General features: G+C 48.5%; 14 protein-coding genes. 7 read left to right on the top strand and 7 right to left on the bottom strand.

Features of this window, described 5'->3' with window-relative positions:
• Positions 1-56 precede the first annotated feature (56 nt).
• The 3 genes from OEV79_03885 to radC are packed head-to-tail and all read left to right on the top strand — an operon-like array spanning position 57 to position 3,543.
• Positions 57-776: an NAD+ synthase gene (locus OEV79_03885; protein ID MDH4210565.1), complete on the top strand. Its 720-nt coding sequence runs from the start codon at positions 57-59 to the stop codon at positions 774-776.
• Position 777: 1 nt separating this feature from the next.
• Positions 778-2,862 carry a sodium-translocating pyrophosphatase gene (locus OEV79_03880; protein ID MDH4210564.1) on the top strand — a complete coding sequence of 695 codons (2,085 nt, stop codon included), beginning with the start codon at positions 778-780 and terminating at the stop codon, positions 2,860-2,862.
• Entirely contained in the window at positions 2,863-3,543 is a 681-nt protein-coding gene (gene radC, locus OEV79_03875) for a DNA repair protein RadC (GenBank protein ID MDH4210563.1), read from the top strand. It abuts the gene before it with no gap.
• Between the two features lie 28 nt (positions 3,544-3,571).
• Here radC and pfkA read toward each other — a convergent pair whose 3' ends face one another.
• Positions 3,572-4,543: a 6-phosphofructokinase gene (gene pfkA, locus OEV79_03870; GenBank protein ID MDH4210562.1), complete on the bottom strand. Its 972-nt coding sequence runs from the start codon at positions 4,541-4,543 to the stop codon at positions 3,572-3,574.
• Between the two features lie 153 nt (positions 4,544-4,696).
• On the opposite strand from pfkA, the gene OEV79_03865 reads away from it, so the two are divergent.
• Complete coding sequence (locus OEV79_03865; GenBank protein ID MDH4210561.1) at positions 4,697-4,969, top strand: HU family DNA-binding protein; 273 nt, start codon at positions 4,697-4,699, stop codon at positions 4,967-4,969.
• Between the two features lie 90 nt (positions 4,970-5,059).
• Here the strand turns inward: OEV79_03865 and OEV79_03860 are convergent, their stop codons facing one another.
• Together OEV79_03860 and rpmB are read right to left on the bottom strand one after the other, a co-directional pair.
• Positions 5,060-5,992: a UbiA family prenyltransferase gene (locus OEV79_03860; protein ID MDH4210560.1), complete on the bottom strand. Its 933-nt coding sequence runs from the start codon at positions 5,990-5,992 to the stop codon at positions 5,060-5,062.
• A gap of 4 nt (positions 5,993-5,996) precedes the next feature.
• A complete protein-coding gene (gene rpmB, locus OEV79_03855) occupies positions 5,997-6,188 on the bottom strand; it encodes a 50S ribosomal protein L28 (protein MDH4210559.1) in 192 nt (63 codons plus the stop codon).
• A gap of 100 nt (positions 6,189-6,288) precedes the next feature.
• Here rpmB and OEV79_03850 point away from each other — a divergent pair, with 100 nt between their 5' ends.
• The 3 genes from OEV79_03850 (at position 6,289) to OEV79_03840 (ending at position 9,765) form a co-directional block, all read left to right on the top strand.
• Positions 6,289-6,966, top strand: coding sequence for a YggS family pyridoxal phosphate-dependent enzyme (locus OEV79_03850; protein MDH4210558.1), 678 nt, complete (start codon positions 6,289-6,291; stop codon positions 6,964-6,966).
• Position 6,967: 1 nt separating this feature from the next.
• Positions 6,968-8,455 (top strand): nucleoside kinase, encoded by a 1,488-nt coding sequence (locus OEV79_03845; protein ID MDH4210557.1) that lies wholly within the window; start codon positions 6,968-6,970, stop codon positions 8,453-8,455.
• A 281-nt stretch (positions 8,456-8,736) separates the two neighbouring features.
• Positions 8,737-9,765: a hypothetical protein gene (locus OEV79_03840; protein MDH4210556.1), complete on the top strand. Its 1,029-nt coding sequence runs from the start codon at positions 8,737-8,739 to the stop codon at positions 9,763-9,765.
• A 54-nt stretch (positions 9,766-9,819) separates the two neighbouring features.
• Here OEV79_03840 and OEV79_03835 read toward each other — a convergent pair whose 3' ends face one another.
• The 4 genes from OEV79_03835 to OEV79_03820 are packed head-to-tail and all read right to left on the bottom strand — an operon-like array spanning position 9,820 to position 14,495.
• Positions 9,820-10,956 (bottom strand): methyltransferase domain-containing protein, encoded by a 1,137-nt coding sequence (locus tag OEV79_03835; protein MDH4210555.1) that lies wholly within the window; start codon positions 10,954-10,956, stop codon positions 9,820-9,822.
• Between the two features lie 17 nt (positions 10,957-10,973).
• Positions 10,974-13,058 carry an AAA family ATPase gene (locus OEV79_03830; protein MDH4210554.1) on the bottom strand — a complete coding sequence of 695 codons (2,085 nt, stop codon included), beginning with the start codon at positions 13,056-13,058 and terminating at the stop codon, positions 10,974-10,976.
• Positions 13,055-14,095 carry a DNA repair exonuclease gene (locus OEV79_03825; protein MDH4210553.1) on the bottom strand — a complete coding sequence of 347 codons (1,041 nt, stop codon included), beginning with the start codon at positions 14,093-14,095 and terminating at the stop codon, positions 13,055-13,057. Before OEV79_03825 ends, OEV79_03830 begins: the two co-directional genes overlap by 4 nt.
• A 4-nt stretch (positions 14,096-14,099) precedes the next feature.
• Positions 14,100-14,495 carry an NUDIX hydrolase gene (locus tag OEV79_03820; protein ID MDH4210552.1) on the bottom strand — a complete coding sequence of 132 codons (396 nt, stop codon included), beginning with the start codon at positions 14,493-14,495 and terminating at the stop codon, positions 14,100-14,102.
• Positions 14,496-14,647 lie beyond the last annotated feature (152 nt).

Genomic DNA, 14,647 nt, shown 5'->3' with positions numbered 1-14,647 from the left:
ATGGTTGGAGTCATTAATCTTGATTTTTGCAGTATTATTATTATAATCATGACAAAATGTGGAAGGATATTGTTCAACAAATCGTTGACTGGCTAAAAGGCCAACTGGAGGAATCGGGTACGCAAGGCTTTGTGCTTGGTCTGAGCGGCGGGCTGGATTCGTCGGTCTGCGCCGCGCTGGTCAGAAAAACGACGAACAATTGTCTGGGGCTTATCCTCCCGATCGAATCTGACGTCAAAGACCTTGATGATGCCGCCGATGTAGCTGATGTTCTGAATACAAAGACCCAATATATCGATCTGACAACTGTTTACAGCAATCTCTTGAAGTTAATGCCCGACGGCGACCGCCTTGCCCTCGGCAATTTGAAAGCCCGGTTGCGTATGATCGTTCTTTATTACCATGCGAACCTACACAATTACCTTGTCTGCGGAACCGGAAACAAAACCGAAATTTCGCTCGGTTATTTCACCAAATACGGCGACGGCGCATGTGATATTCTGCCCATCGGTGATCTATATAAAGGCGAAGTCAGAGAACTAGCCAGGGAATTGAATATCCCCGAATCGATCATAAAAAAAATCCCGAGCGCTGGTCTCTGGTCTGGACAGACCGATGAAAAAGAGATCGGTTTTACCTATGAAGAAATGGATAACGCACTCAGAAAGATCGAAGGCGGTAAAATCGATGATGAGACCGCCAGTAAATTACATGAAGTCATAACAAAAACGGCACACAAAAAAGAAAAGCCAAAAATCTTCCATTTGAGGAGGTAGGATGTCACCAATAGTCATGTTTGCGCCGATGGGGTCGCTCCTTTCCCTGCTGTTTGCGCTGTATTTGTCAAAAACAACGAAACGTCATGACGAGGGCACTGATATGATGCGGCAGATCGCACAGGCCGTGCGCGAAGGTGCGCGTGCCTACCTGAAGAGACAATACCGAGTCGTTGCCATCATATTTGCGATCGTGTTCGTAATTCTTCTCGTGCTGTCGTTAAGTAGGTTGCTTCCAACATTCGTCCCCTTTATGTTTCTTACCGGTGGATTCTACTCGGCGCTTTCCGGCTTCATCGGTATGACTCAGGCGACAAATTCATCTGCCAGAACCGCCAACGCGGCGCGGACGAGCCTGAACAGCGCGCTGCGCGTTGCTTTCGCATCAGGTGGTGTAATGGGTTTTGTGGTCGTTGGATTGAGCCTGCTTGACCTTAGTTTCTGGTTTATACTCCTGAACTGGATATACCGGGGACTTCCTCTTGATAACCGTTTGCTCGTGGTTACCCAGACAATCGTCGCGTATGGAATGGGCGCTTCATTCCAGGCACTTTTCGCGCGTGTCGGCGGCGGGATTTTCACCAAAGCGGCCGATGTCGGTGCGGATTTAGTTGGCAAGGTCGAGGCGAATATTCCTGAAGACGACCCGCGTAACCCGGCGACCATTGCCGACAACGTCGGAGATAATGTCGGAGACGTCGCGGGTATGGGAGCTGATTTGTACGAATCCTACGTTGGTTCTATCGTCGCCGCCATGGCACTGGCTTTTGCTGCCGGGCTGGGACTGCGTGGCGTGGTCATACCACTGGTGCTTGCCGCGGCCGGAGTGCTATCTTCGGTGATCGGGACTTTCCTCGTCCGTACCAGAGAAGAAGCCAGCCAGCGGGCCCTGCTCTTTGCCATCAGAAAGGGTGTGTGGGCAGCCGGTATACTGATGGCAATAATATCGGCATTCGTCATATACTATTTCCTGCCTGGAAATTTCAATTTCTACTGGCCGGTGCTCGTTGGACTTGCATGCGGAGTTCTCATCGGATATTCGACGGAGTTTTTCACTTCTGATAATTATAAACCAACGAGAGGCATCGCGTCCGCAGCCACGACGGGTCCGGCTACGGTAATACTCGAAGGGCTTAGTGTGGGAATGCTGTCGATCGTACCACCAATCATCGTGGTGGCCATTGCCATAGCCGCTGCATTCTATTTGCCGGGCGGTGCGACCAATCCGGAGCACGGCCTGTTCGGCATAGCAATCGCCGCGGTCGGAATGCTGTCGACCCTGGGTATCACCCTTGCCACCGACGCCTATGGCCCGGTCGCAGATAATGCCGGTGGCAATGCTCAGATGGCCGAATTGCCAGAAGAAGTGCGTTCACGAACCGATGCTCTTGATGCCATCGGTAATACGACTGCTGCGACCGGAAAAGGTTTTGCCATTGGTTCCGCCGCCCTGACTGTACTCGCGCTCGTGGCCGCATACCGCAGCCAGATCGCACGCATCTTCCCCGCCCTTGACCTGCGCGTGGCAAATCCTCAGGTAATAATAGGCCTTTTCATCGGCGGCATGATGCCTTTTCTGTTCTGCTCGCGGACGATAAAGGCGGTCGGCGAAACGGCCAGTAAGATCGTAATTGAAGTGCGCCGCCAGTTCAAAGAGATAAAGGGCTTACTTGAAGGGAAAGCGCGGCCGGATTATGCCCAGGCCGTCCATCTATGTACAGTAGCCGCTCAGAAGGAAATGATCGTTCCGTCATTACTAGTCGTCACGGTTCCAATCGTGATAGGCATCTTTCTGGGTCCCAACGGCGTGATCGGACTGCTCGTTGGTGCGCTCATCACCGGTTTTGCAGTCGCCCTAATGATGGCAAATTCAGGCGGTGCGTGGGATAATGCAAAGAAATATATTGAAAAGGGTGAATTGGGAGGTAAAGGTTCTCCAGAGCATAAGGCTTCGGTTGTCGGCGACACGGTGGGCGACCCTTTCAAAGATACTGCCGGCCCGTCCCTCAACATACTCATTAAGCTGATGTCTACCGTTTCCATTGTATTCGCGGGTTTCATTCTCCGTTTTGCCATCTTCAAATAGGTGAAGATCAAGGACTGGCCGGCAAGCGACCGTCCCCGAGAGAAGTTTTTCGAAAGAGGATGCTACGGTCTGACTGATACCGAGCTGCTCGCCATTGTCATCGGTAAAGGAACGAGAAACACTACTGCTGTAGACCTGGCCAAGAAAATAATCAACAGATTCGGCAGCCTGAAAAAACTCAGCCAGAGATCAGTTGGTGAGATCGAGAAACTAAACATCCCCGGGATAGGACGAGCAAAGGCAATTGCGATACTGGCTGCGCTCGAGATGGGAAGGCGCTCGCTATCCAGCAAGAATAGCACAAAGATCAGGTTCAAGAATCCCGAAGATATCTACAAGTACTATTACCCGCTCATTGGTGGATTGAAATATGAAGTATTCAAGGTCGCCTCGGTGGATGGACGAAACACATTCACAAATGACCACACGATCTCAAAGGGAATTCTTGACGCAAGCCTCGTTCATCCGCGCGAAGTATTCCAATTCGCGATAAACGAAAGTGCGAGCGCGATCTTCCTGGTACACAATCATCCGAGCGGCATATTAAAGCCATCAGAGGATGATCTGAAGATCACGGAAAGGATATGCAGAGCCGGCGAGATCGTTGGCGTAAACGTTGTTGACCACGTAATAATATCCGAGGAAGGATATTATTCATTTTCCCAGCATCATTTAATTTGAATTGACTTCGCGCGGAAATATTCGGAAATCAGGTCGCCAGGACCTCGATTATCTTTATGTAGGTAGGATCGATCTTCTTTCTCTTCTCGTAGGTCTCAGCAAACGGCGTGTAGACAATCTTCTGATTAATCTCACCCACCATGCAGCCGAATATTCCCTTCTTTACTGCTTCCACGGCAGCAAATCCGAGTCTGGAGGCAAGTATGCGGTCATTTGCCGTCGGTGTCCCGCCACGCTGTATGTAACCTAACACGGCGACGCGGTAATCCTCGTGCACCAGGCACTTTATCTTCTCCGCGATCTCAAATGCATTGCCCGCTTCATCACCCTCGGAAACTATCACTATATTTGATTTCTTGCCCCGCTTGATGCTTTCATTTATCTTGTTGGCAAGAGCATTGATGTCGGTCGGCGTCTCCGGGATCATCACGTCTTCAGCCCCTCCGGCCAACCCGACTGCAAGTCCTATGAACCCTGACAGGCGTCCCATCACCTCGACAAAGAAAAGCCTTTCAAGCGAGGCAGCGGTATCCCTTATGCGGTCGATTGCCTCGAGCGCGTTATTGATCGCGGTGTCGAAACCGATTGTGTAGTCAGTGCCGTAAAGGTCGTTGTCTATCGTGCCTGGCAGCCCGAGCATGTTCACACCATGTCTCTCGGAAAATTCCTTGGCGCCGCGCATCGTACCGTCTCCGCCGATCACGACGAGTGCATTAATACCGTGTTCATCCAGCACTTTCTTTGCCTGTCCCATACCTTCTTCGGTCTCAAAGTCTTTGGAGCGCGCCGTGCCCAATATCGTTCCGCCTCGCTGTATTATGTTTGCTACCGAACCGCGATGGAACTTTTCAATTTCATTCCTCACCAGACCATTATAGCCATCCCTGATACCGACCACATGGAACCCGTTATGTAACGCGGTTCGTACTACAGCGCGTATTCCAGCATTCATTCCGGGTGCATCACCGCCGCTGGTAAGAACACCGATTTTCGTAGTCATTGAAAATATTATAATAATTAATGCCATCGTGTCAACTTTTTAATGCAAGTTGCAGTGTCTCGCCAAGCATTGGAAATACGTCAATTGGGACTTGACAAACTTAGAATTACGTGTAAAATATACATAATGATGAACGGAAGGAGGTGAACAATTATGACGAAAGCCGAATTGATCGAGAGGATGGCACAAAGAGCGAAGATTTCCAAACGTGCTGCCGGTATTGCTTTGAATACTTTTGTCGAAGCAACTACCAACGCCTTAAGAAGTGGTGACAAAGTAGCATTGGTGGGTTTTGGAACGTTCTCCGTTTCGAAGAGGAAGGCAAGAACTGCCCGTAATCCTCGTACTGGCGAGACCATCGAAGTACCAGCAAAGAGGGCGCCGAAATTCAAGGCAGGGCGCGACCTCAAAAATGCAGTTAAATAGCAGAACAAATGTCAAAAAAGGGATGGCAAAACCATCCCTTTTTTGTTACCCAAGTACCCGTATGGAATGAAACCTATGTGCCAATCTTGATCAACCCCGGGCAAGTGTCGGATACGTCATGCCGAAGCGCTTTTTATAGTAGATGCGCATCGAAACAAGTATTACAAATAAAACCACGAAATATATGGGATACAATAACGCCGTGATCACCGTAAAAATCAGACCTGGTAATCTGAACGATGCGATGGTCACCTTCCTGTTTACTCCATCCCTGAGCAGCGTATAGCCCGCTGCGTATGCGAATAAGGGCCAGGAAACGGCGGCCGGAATCAGGCAAATATATTCCCGTTGCACATAGGCAAGAACGATCGCCGCGCCCATGATGAGCGTCGATGAAATGCTGGAAAGCTTGGACCCCAGGAACACGCCCGTCGTCAATTCTCCTGCCTTGCGGTCACCCTCAACATCGACGATGGTCGTATTGATAAAAACCGCACTGATGCTGAGACAATATGGCAAGAAACGAATGAACATCAACGGAGCAAAGGTGCTCACCAGCAACCAGCCAATAGAAAAATTAACCATACCATAGCCGATACCATTGGCCAGCGTATCGAAGATCGGCTTGCCCTTCAATTTCATCGGAGGCACCGAATACAGAACACCCATCAACATCGAGACTATGATGAAAACCACAAACAGCCAACCGAAACGGAAGGACATGATGAGCGCCAAAAACCACAGGATGATTATCTCGGCGTAGGCTGCCCGCCGGGTCACGAAGCCGCTGGTGAGAAGAAAGAGTTTCTTGTTCATGCGATCCGTTTCTATATCCATTATTTGGTTCAGAATATAGCCTCCACCCGCAACAAAAGTGTAGGCGAGCAAACCTATGACGATATCGATCGTGAAGGCGGCCTGACGGTTGGCCAAATACGCACCGATCAGGAGAAAATTCCAGGCCGGGATAAGAATGAGGGGTCTTAAAATGAAAAAATAATCAAATGGGTTAAATCTTGGCACTTGGTTACTTGATCTTCTTTACTTTGCCGGCAGACAGACATCTGGTGCAAACAAGAATCCTTTTGATCTCTCCGTCCATTTTTACTTTAACTCTTTGTAGATTGATACGGAACTTCCTCTTTGACACATTGTCCGCGTGGCTGACTTTCGAACCAACACGTGCACCTCTCTCGCAGATTGCGCATCTCCTTGCCATATAGCTCCTTTCGTTCAATTATACAAAAAAGAAAGACAAAGTCAACTGGTGATAGCATGAACGACGATTGACACTACGGACAAATTTCGTATAATTGCCCATGTCAATCAAAGACAACGTTGAAAGGCTTATGATGCAGATCGATCGCGCCGCGGCCCGCTCCGGCCGGAATCCGGACGAGATCACCATCGTTGCCGTCTCCAAGTCATTCCCGGCCGAGATAATCGAAGAAGCACTCGCATGCGGCATCAAAATATTCGGGGAAAATCGTGTCCAGGAAGCAAGTCAGAAGCATTCGGTCATTGGCGAGAAGGTTGATTGGCACATGGTCGGCCATCTTCAAACGAACAAGGTGAAGGAGGCATTGAAAATCTTCAAAATGATACAGAGCCTCGATTCCCTGCGGCTTGCCCAGGAGATCGAAAAACGCACGACCAGTAAGATCGAATGTTTGATCGAAATTAATACCTCCAAAGAACCTACGAAATTCGGGATTTCTCCAAATGAGGCCTTCGATTTCTATGAGAGTGTAAAGAAATGCAAGAAGATCGATGTACGGGGTTTGATGACCATTGGCCCCGGCTGGGCAATTGAAAACCCTGAAGCATCGAGACTCTGTTTCCGTATGCTGCGCGATCTGCGAGATGAAATGTCCCAGGAATTTGACCAGCCATTTCCGGTCCTCTCGATGGGTATGACCGCAGATTATGAGGTTGCCATCGCCGAAGGATCAACCATGATCCGAGTCGGTACTGCAATATTCGGTCCTAGAAATTAGCGTGGCCCCCAAGAAGAACACCCATTCGGACGACCTGCACAGCCTGAATCTCTGGCGGAGATATCAATCATCGCTATCGTTGATCCTGTGCGTCGCGGTCAGGCGTGTATTTCCCAGAGCAAGATTACGCATCGAGCACTCGATGAGCGGAGGGTTCTACTGCACGCTGAACCGGAAGATCAAAGCAGAAAGTGTGAAAAAGATCGAACGGCAGATGAGGCAGCTTGTCAAAGAAGACCTGCCGATACAGCAGGCAGATTTTCCGGTGAAGAAAGCGGCCTATCTCTTCAACAATCTCAATCAGCCGGACAAGGTCAGACTGCTCAGAAATATTCGGAAGCGGAACGTGACCCTATTCTCTTTGCTCGACTATTATGACATGTATGCGATCCCACCGCTCGATTCAACGGACCGGGCATCCCTCTTTTACCTGAAGTATTTCAAGCCCGGATTTATCATGGTCTTCCCTGCTTGGTATGACATGTCCGTTCTCCCTGATTTTATACCCCAGCCGAAACTCGCCCGTATATTCAATGAGTACGTGGAATGGGCGCGGATACTCGGCATAGAAGATCTCGGACCTTTGAATGCTACGATAAGAAGAGGTAACGGACCGGAAATAATCAAGGTAGTAGAAGCACTGCACGAAAAGAAGATCGCACATATCGCCGATCGAATCGTCAAAGAGAATAGCAGAGTAGTTCTGATCGCCGGCCCAAGCAGTGCCGGAAAAACGACTTTCACAAAACGTCTGGCCATACAACTCATCGTCAACGGTGTCAAGCCGTTGACGATTTCGACGGATGACTATTTTCACCCTCACAGCAAGACCCCAAAAGACAAATGGGGCGGACTTGACTTCGAAACGATAGGTGCGGTAGATGTCCCGCTACTGAATGACCAATTACTGAAACTAACATGCGACAAAGGGGTCTCAACACCCAGGTTCAATTTCGTAACGGGGAGGCGTATCAAGGGACGGGTCATCCGCGGGGCAGATTACGATCTAGTCTTGCTGGAAGGCATACACTGTCTCAATGATGCATTGACCCACAAGATCGCCAGCAAGTTGAAGTTCAAGATCTATGTTAGTGCCCTGACCCAGCTCAACATAGATGACCATAACCGCATCTCCACGACCGACACACGGATGATAAGAAGAATAGTGCGCGACACGCATTTCCGCGGCTACCGCGTTCAGAATGTACTCCAGCTCTGGAGCCGTGTAAGAAGGGGTGAAGAACAAAATATATATCCTCTTCAGGAAGAAGCTGACGAGATGTTCAATTCAGCATTGATATACGAGCCATGCGTGTTAAAGAGATTCTGCCTGCCTATTATCACGCGAGTCAAAAAGGGCACCGCTGAGTACGAAGAAGCGAACAGGTTGAGCGATTTTCTGAATTTGTTCTATGACCTGTCAGAACGGGATGTGCCTTTCAATTCAATCCTGCGCGAATTTATCGGCGGGAGCTCATTCGCATATTGATACGTTAATTGGAAGTCAGTACAGAAGACGAGACACATGCCGTATTGATATCAATCGGTTATCCGTTGCACAATTATTGTGCACTCAGCACTATATCAGTGCGCTATCCTTGAATAAACCACGTAATTTCAAACATTTGTGCTGGCACATGTTTTGCTATATAAGTAAGTAATAATGTCTTAAAAAGACTTTTACCAAGTTTCTTTTGTCGAAACGCCGGCGGTTTTGAGGATTTTCAACCCGGGCCGCCGGCAGCAATAATGAAATCCTAAGGAGGAATAATGAGGAACAATGGAATCAAATGGTTTGCACTGACGATGATCTTGATCCTGCCATTTGCTGCACACGCGGCAAAATATGGAGTCCTGCATCTTAAACCGGTTGGCGTTTCTTATGCAACGACCGAGACCGTGGCGAGTCTGCTGACCAGTGACCTCACCAATCTCGGGCATACCGTGCTCAATCCCGATGCCATGGATGCCGCGGCTGGCGAAGTACTTGAGTGTTACCAGACCACATGCGCGGTTGAAGCAGGAATGCAAGCGAACGTTGAACAGGTGATATACGGCTCAGTTTCTACACTGGGAGAAAAACACATTGTTCAACTTTCAGTTGTGAACGTGGCGACCGGTCAGATCATCTGGGCCGGTAGTCTTGCTGCCAAGTCGGCTGAGGACCTCGATACAGTAGTAAAGAGACTGGCAAAATCAATCTCCGAAAGGAAGAAAGTAGAAGAGACCGTCGAGGTAGAATTAGTGACCGAGGAAGAAGAGAAGGAACCGCTACGGCGCCGTGTGTTCCATACCGTAGGTTTCACCAGTGGTATGTTTACGCCGCTTGCCGGCTATGGTGAGTCTGGCTTGATGTATCATTTTGGCGGTCTATACTGGTATGAAACACCACATCTGGTTGCAGAGATTGCCGGCCATTTCGCATTTCCTGGCGATCTCGGCGATACGGAGGGAAACGTAGGAGAAGCTTCTTTCCCCGAAGTCTCACTCCTCTACATGGTGAGCAAGAAAGACATTTCACCCTATTTTGGCGGTGGTTTAGGCTTTGGTTGGATCATAGTTGACTACGAGGACCCAAACTTGCCTGAGGAATCTAGGTACGGACTAACTCTCAATGCCGGCGGCGGTATTGTCTTCTTCAGGACATACGACATCAGGTTAATGCTCGACGCCCGCTACCGAGTAAACTTTGCCAGCGTGCCGGGTATTGAAGGACCCCACCAAGGATTCAAATTCTCAATCGGTTTCACCTACCGTCCCAAATTCAGAGGATGCTGGGGTTGCGGCCCGGGTCTTTGATCGAAAATGAAATAATAAAGCATGGCCCCTGGTCAATGACCGGGGGCCTTTTTGCTACCTGGGTTCAATAACCGTTTGTGCACTGACCTCCCAATAATCCGGTTTGCGCTCGACCACATCTGTCAACTTTATCACATCACCTTTCTTTATTTTATCAAACATCGTGTTACTGGTGCTCTTTGATCTATTCAAACGCACCAGCTCCACCCTCCCGTGTTCCGTGCAAAGGAAACACCTCACCTTTCCCTTTTCTTTGAGCAATTTGCTGATAACCCGGTAACCTCCCGGCCATACCCCTCGCGCCTTCGTTTTAGCTATCACCACATACGCAAACTTCAACATATCGATCTCACGGTTGAGTCCTTCATTAATGATTCGAAGAAAAGCAGGTGGCTTCCATGCTACAGACTGGTGACACCACTCATCACGATTATCGATCTGCAATAACGAACAATGTCCTTCGTGCAGGCAGGGTAGAATTACCTGTGCAGCTTTATGTCCAGTCAGATCATCACGCAATTGCATCAAGCGGCGCGCAAACTTTTTCAGTGCGGGTTCAATTATCACCAGCAAACCTTCGTTGGCAAGATGACCGAACAGTACACCGATGTATTTCTTTGGAATCACATCTTCCCGGAATATTTCGGCAAGGGAGTTATTGCAGATGATAACATCATACTTCTTCCGCGGCAAAGAACTACGAATATCTGCCGCATCACGGTTGAAGAATGTTGTTATGATTCCTTCACCGTGTTTTCGGAGATGCGCAGCCATCTGCCGAGCATGCTCGAGCATAATGCCAGAGCGATCGATCCCGGTGATTCGAATCTTCAACGAGTCATCAAGATTTTTTAGAGCATAGTATGCTCCATACATACCCGCGCCTTCACCGCAGCCAATATCAAGAATGCTGTACCTTGGCCTATTCAATAAGAAGTGTGAGTAGCGCGAAGAAATTTCTCCAATAACATGCATCATCTTCATGATGTTCAACGGAAAGTTATACAGAAAATATGCATTAGAATACCTCGATTCAGAAGGTTTACCTTCCGCGAAATCAGAAGACAGTCGTCTCATTTGATCTCTAATTACACGCAATCTCTTTCTGTGATGAGACTCTGTGGCATAGGTCAATCCTTCGATACCGGCCCAGACGAGCAACTTTTCGCAAATATTAGAAGGTAATGTCATGCGATTATGCTGTGTGTTTATTTCAATACAGTTACCCGTGCCCCGTATCCAGCCAAGAGGTCTCGGGTATGGTCATCAGAGGTCAGGTAGATCACTTGATTCCCCTTCTCGACAAAATCCTTAAGCAGCCGGGCAAGCCTTTCTCTCCGCTGCCAATCTGCAAAGATGAATGCGTCGTCGAGAATCATAAAAGCACCTTTTGAATATACCTTTGTCAATGCCGCCATGCGAAAACACATAAGCAACTGGTCCTGCGTGCCACTGCTGAGACTCTCAAGAGTATAAGTTTTGCCTGATCTATCTTCTACCTTAAAATTCTCGCTCTCGACAACCACCCGCACATAGCGGTCGGTCACTGCACGGAAGTATTCACTCAAACTGTCCTTCCCGTGCAGGATGTCTTGTATGAACTCATCGAGCTCTCCGCTCATACCCCTGAGAATTTCCCGTGCCGCAAAAGCCGCCTTTTTTTCCAGTTCGTAGTCGCTTAATTTCCTCTCCAGTTCCTCAAATTCAACGAATGCAGCATGATCATCACTTATATCGACCCTCGCCTGTTCCACGTCACGGAAGAGTCTTATTTCGCGGGTCAGACCGTCAATTTGACGTTGTGTCATTTGCTGCTCTTCTACGAGATCCCCATATGCTGAAAGGTCGGGCTCTTCTGCGGGTTGCTTGACTTTCCGCTCACTAATCATCCTTTCCCATTTCTTCGGATCATTTTCCTGCAGGAGCCCGGCGAGCCGCGTTCCTAATCTAGTCAATTCGTCATCAATTTTTCTTTTCTCGGTCAATTTAACTTCGAGGTCGCCCAGCTCTGCAAGTCCTGTCTTGGTGCACAAAAGAGATATTTCTTTTTCGATCAAATCAACCGGTCGCGCGATTGCCATGCGCTCGATTATTCTTCTTTTTTCTTCGACCAGGGTTCTCTTCGTTATCAACTCTTCCTGATTTTTTTCTATTCTATCGGGCAATTCATCTATGGTACGCATTTCAGGAAATACGCTTTGTGCTTTTTTCAAATACTCCCGGCTGTCCGCCAGGACCCTCCGCACTGCATGACGTCGATAAAGTACGTAAGCGAATAGAGAAACCGCTCCAGCAAGAAAGATCAAGGTGGGCCCGAGCGGCACGAGATTAAATATACCGAGCGCCGCAAGGCCTATCGCAAGCAGCATGATGATCGAAGGTACGGCAATGGAAGGCTGACTCCTCTGCGCCTCGCGCCTTCCGGTACAGTTCTTCAGGCCTTCCTTGGTGATGTATTCGTCGACACCCTGGAGAACTACAATATCCCGCTCGAGTTGTTTTACCTCGTCCTCGATCTCCTGCACCTTTCTGCCCTCACCTAAACGGGCATTTCTCTCTAAATCAAGTTTCTGCCACTCTGTGAGATAGTCGTACTTATAGCGTTCGTAATCCTGAGCAACGGTCTTCGTTTCCCTGTAAGCATTATGCAATTTGACCAGCTCGGAGTAGCTCATATATTTCCTGTACTGATCGATCTCTTCAATTCGCCTTTTGATAACATTACTATTGGCGGTCAATTTTGCCAACTCGGATTCTTTCTTTCCAACCTCACCGATTTTTCTCATATAAAGGGCCAGCGCCTCCTTGCGCTGCAGTTCGTTTTCAATGGCGATCTGTTTTGAACGTTTCCATTCCCCCTTTACCGGTTGAAGGTCAACGGCATCGAATATATACTCGTCAAGTTTTGTGAATGTAACACCGGCGCCTACTTTGCTGAGCATCGTTTTTATTCCATCCCAGAGCTGTGTCTCGCCACGCGAACCGAACACAGTTGATTCCGAAGCTTGCACGTACATGAGATTCGCTACATCACCAGCAGGCAGTTCCGTATTGACCTTCTTCTGCGGCAGACTATACGCATGACCATCATCTTCTACTTCGATAGCCGTGTGTTCGGGTTTTTCATATCTGAGATTTGCGGCTGTTTTCTTGAAAAGAATCTGAGCCAGAACCTCCACCAGCGCCGTCTTCCCCGCCTCGTTTAGCCCAAAGATGACCTCAAAAGAACCCGGGTCAATCGTAAATTCCCGAATGGGCCCATATTTTCTGATGCGAATGCTCCTGATCTTCATTTCAAAACTCTATCAAAAATCGGCAGACAAATATCAAACACCTTCATACGGATACTATCTTCAAGGTCAGCGGTCTTGACCACAAAACGCCGAACGATCGGATTGGAGATCACTTTTTCCCACGATTGAATATGTGAAGCTAAATCCAATTTCCTGAATTTCTTCTCGTACTTTTTGCGTATGGATTCAAGAGCATCCAAAAATTCCTTCTCTTTCTCTGCAATATAGCCTGTTGCTACAACATTCGGCATGACCATTGGATCATCTATACCATTAAGAAATTTCTCGATGTCACTCAGAATACGTTGTTCTGCCTCCGGATATACGAAGAATTCCCCGGTGACCCAGTAGGGTGCATTTTCCACGCTACACTTTTTGATTTCGACCCGGTCGCCGTCGATCTCTACCAGACAGTAGCTACGCTCGCCCTCGCATTTCTTACCCAATGCGATCGGAGAACCTGGATATATGACACGCGTGCCCCCGTACGTCAGTTCGATAAAACTTGCGTGCAAGTGGCCCATTGCAGCATATCGTGCGATATTCCGAAGATCAGACGGGAACATCGGCATGTATTCGGTCTCGGGGTCGTCGAGCAACGAGAAAATGTATAATGGATCATACAGGGTACCGTGTGCAATCAGGATATCAATCCCAGACGGAAGGTCTTTGATGCATTCACTGAATCTTTTGTGCTGATAGGGTATGCCGCAAATCTTGACGTCACCCGCCTCGACGATCTGATAAGGTTTGTCGGTCAGCTGAATAACATTCTTGCCGTATTCAAAGTCCGCACCGAATGAATGCTCATCGTGGTTGCCTGGTATAACAATGAACTTGCATTTTGCCGAATCGAATACCCCTCTCAATCTCTGTCTCATCACTGTAGCATCGGTGTCAGAGTCAAAGAGATCTCCCGCAATTACGAAATAATCCACCCCTATCTCGCCTGCTTTTCCAATTAACCACGCAAGTACGTCGAAGCGTTCATCCTCACCTTTCTTCAAGTGCAGGTCAGCCGTATGTAGTAATCTCATGATGCTAGTACTTCTTCTCGAAATAATCTTCCAGGATCCGGCGGTGATCAAAGGCGATTTCTTCGGGCAAGGTATTCTGGTCGAATAAACCCAAATGAGCCGCATCATCACCCGCCATTGGCTGCCCGGTTGCCTGTGCCACGAAGACCACTGATATTGTATGATGCCGCGGGTCACGTTTCGGGTTTGAATAGCAGTGAAATTGTCTTAATCCCGTGAGTTCTAGCCCTGTCTCTTCTTTGGCTTCACGACGCGCCGCATCCTCTGCCGATTCCCCATAATCAATGAAACCACCAGGCAGAGCCCAACCGTACGGCGGATTCTTACGCGCTATGAGAACGATTCTACGCGTGATTTCGATGATAATATCTACAGTGGGGACTGGATTGCGATGCTCCATCGCCACAATTATAGGCAGAATATGGGCCAAATCAATAGTTGACAATGCTTAATTGGTTATTATAATAAAGGAACGGAATGCAAGTTGAGTTGAATACCCAGGACTATTCCCCGATATTCAGACCCATCACTTGATACCGTTCGCAATCACAT

The sequence above is a fragment of the candidate division WOR-3 bacterium genome (assembly GCA_029858255.1).
Lineage (GTDB): Bacteria > Hydrothermota > Tepidihabitantia > SM23-42 > SM23-42 > SM23-42.
This window is presented reverse-complemented; position numbering and strand designations above follow the sequence as displayed.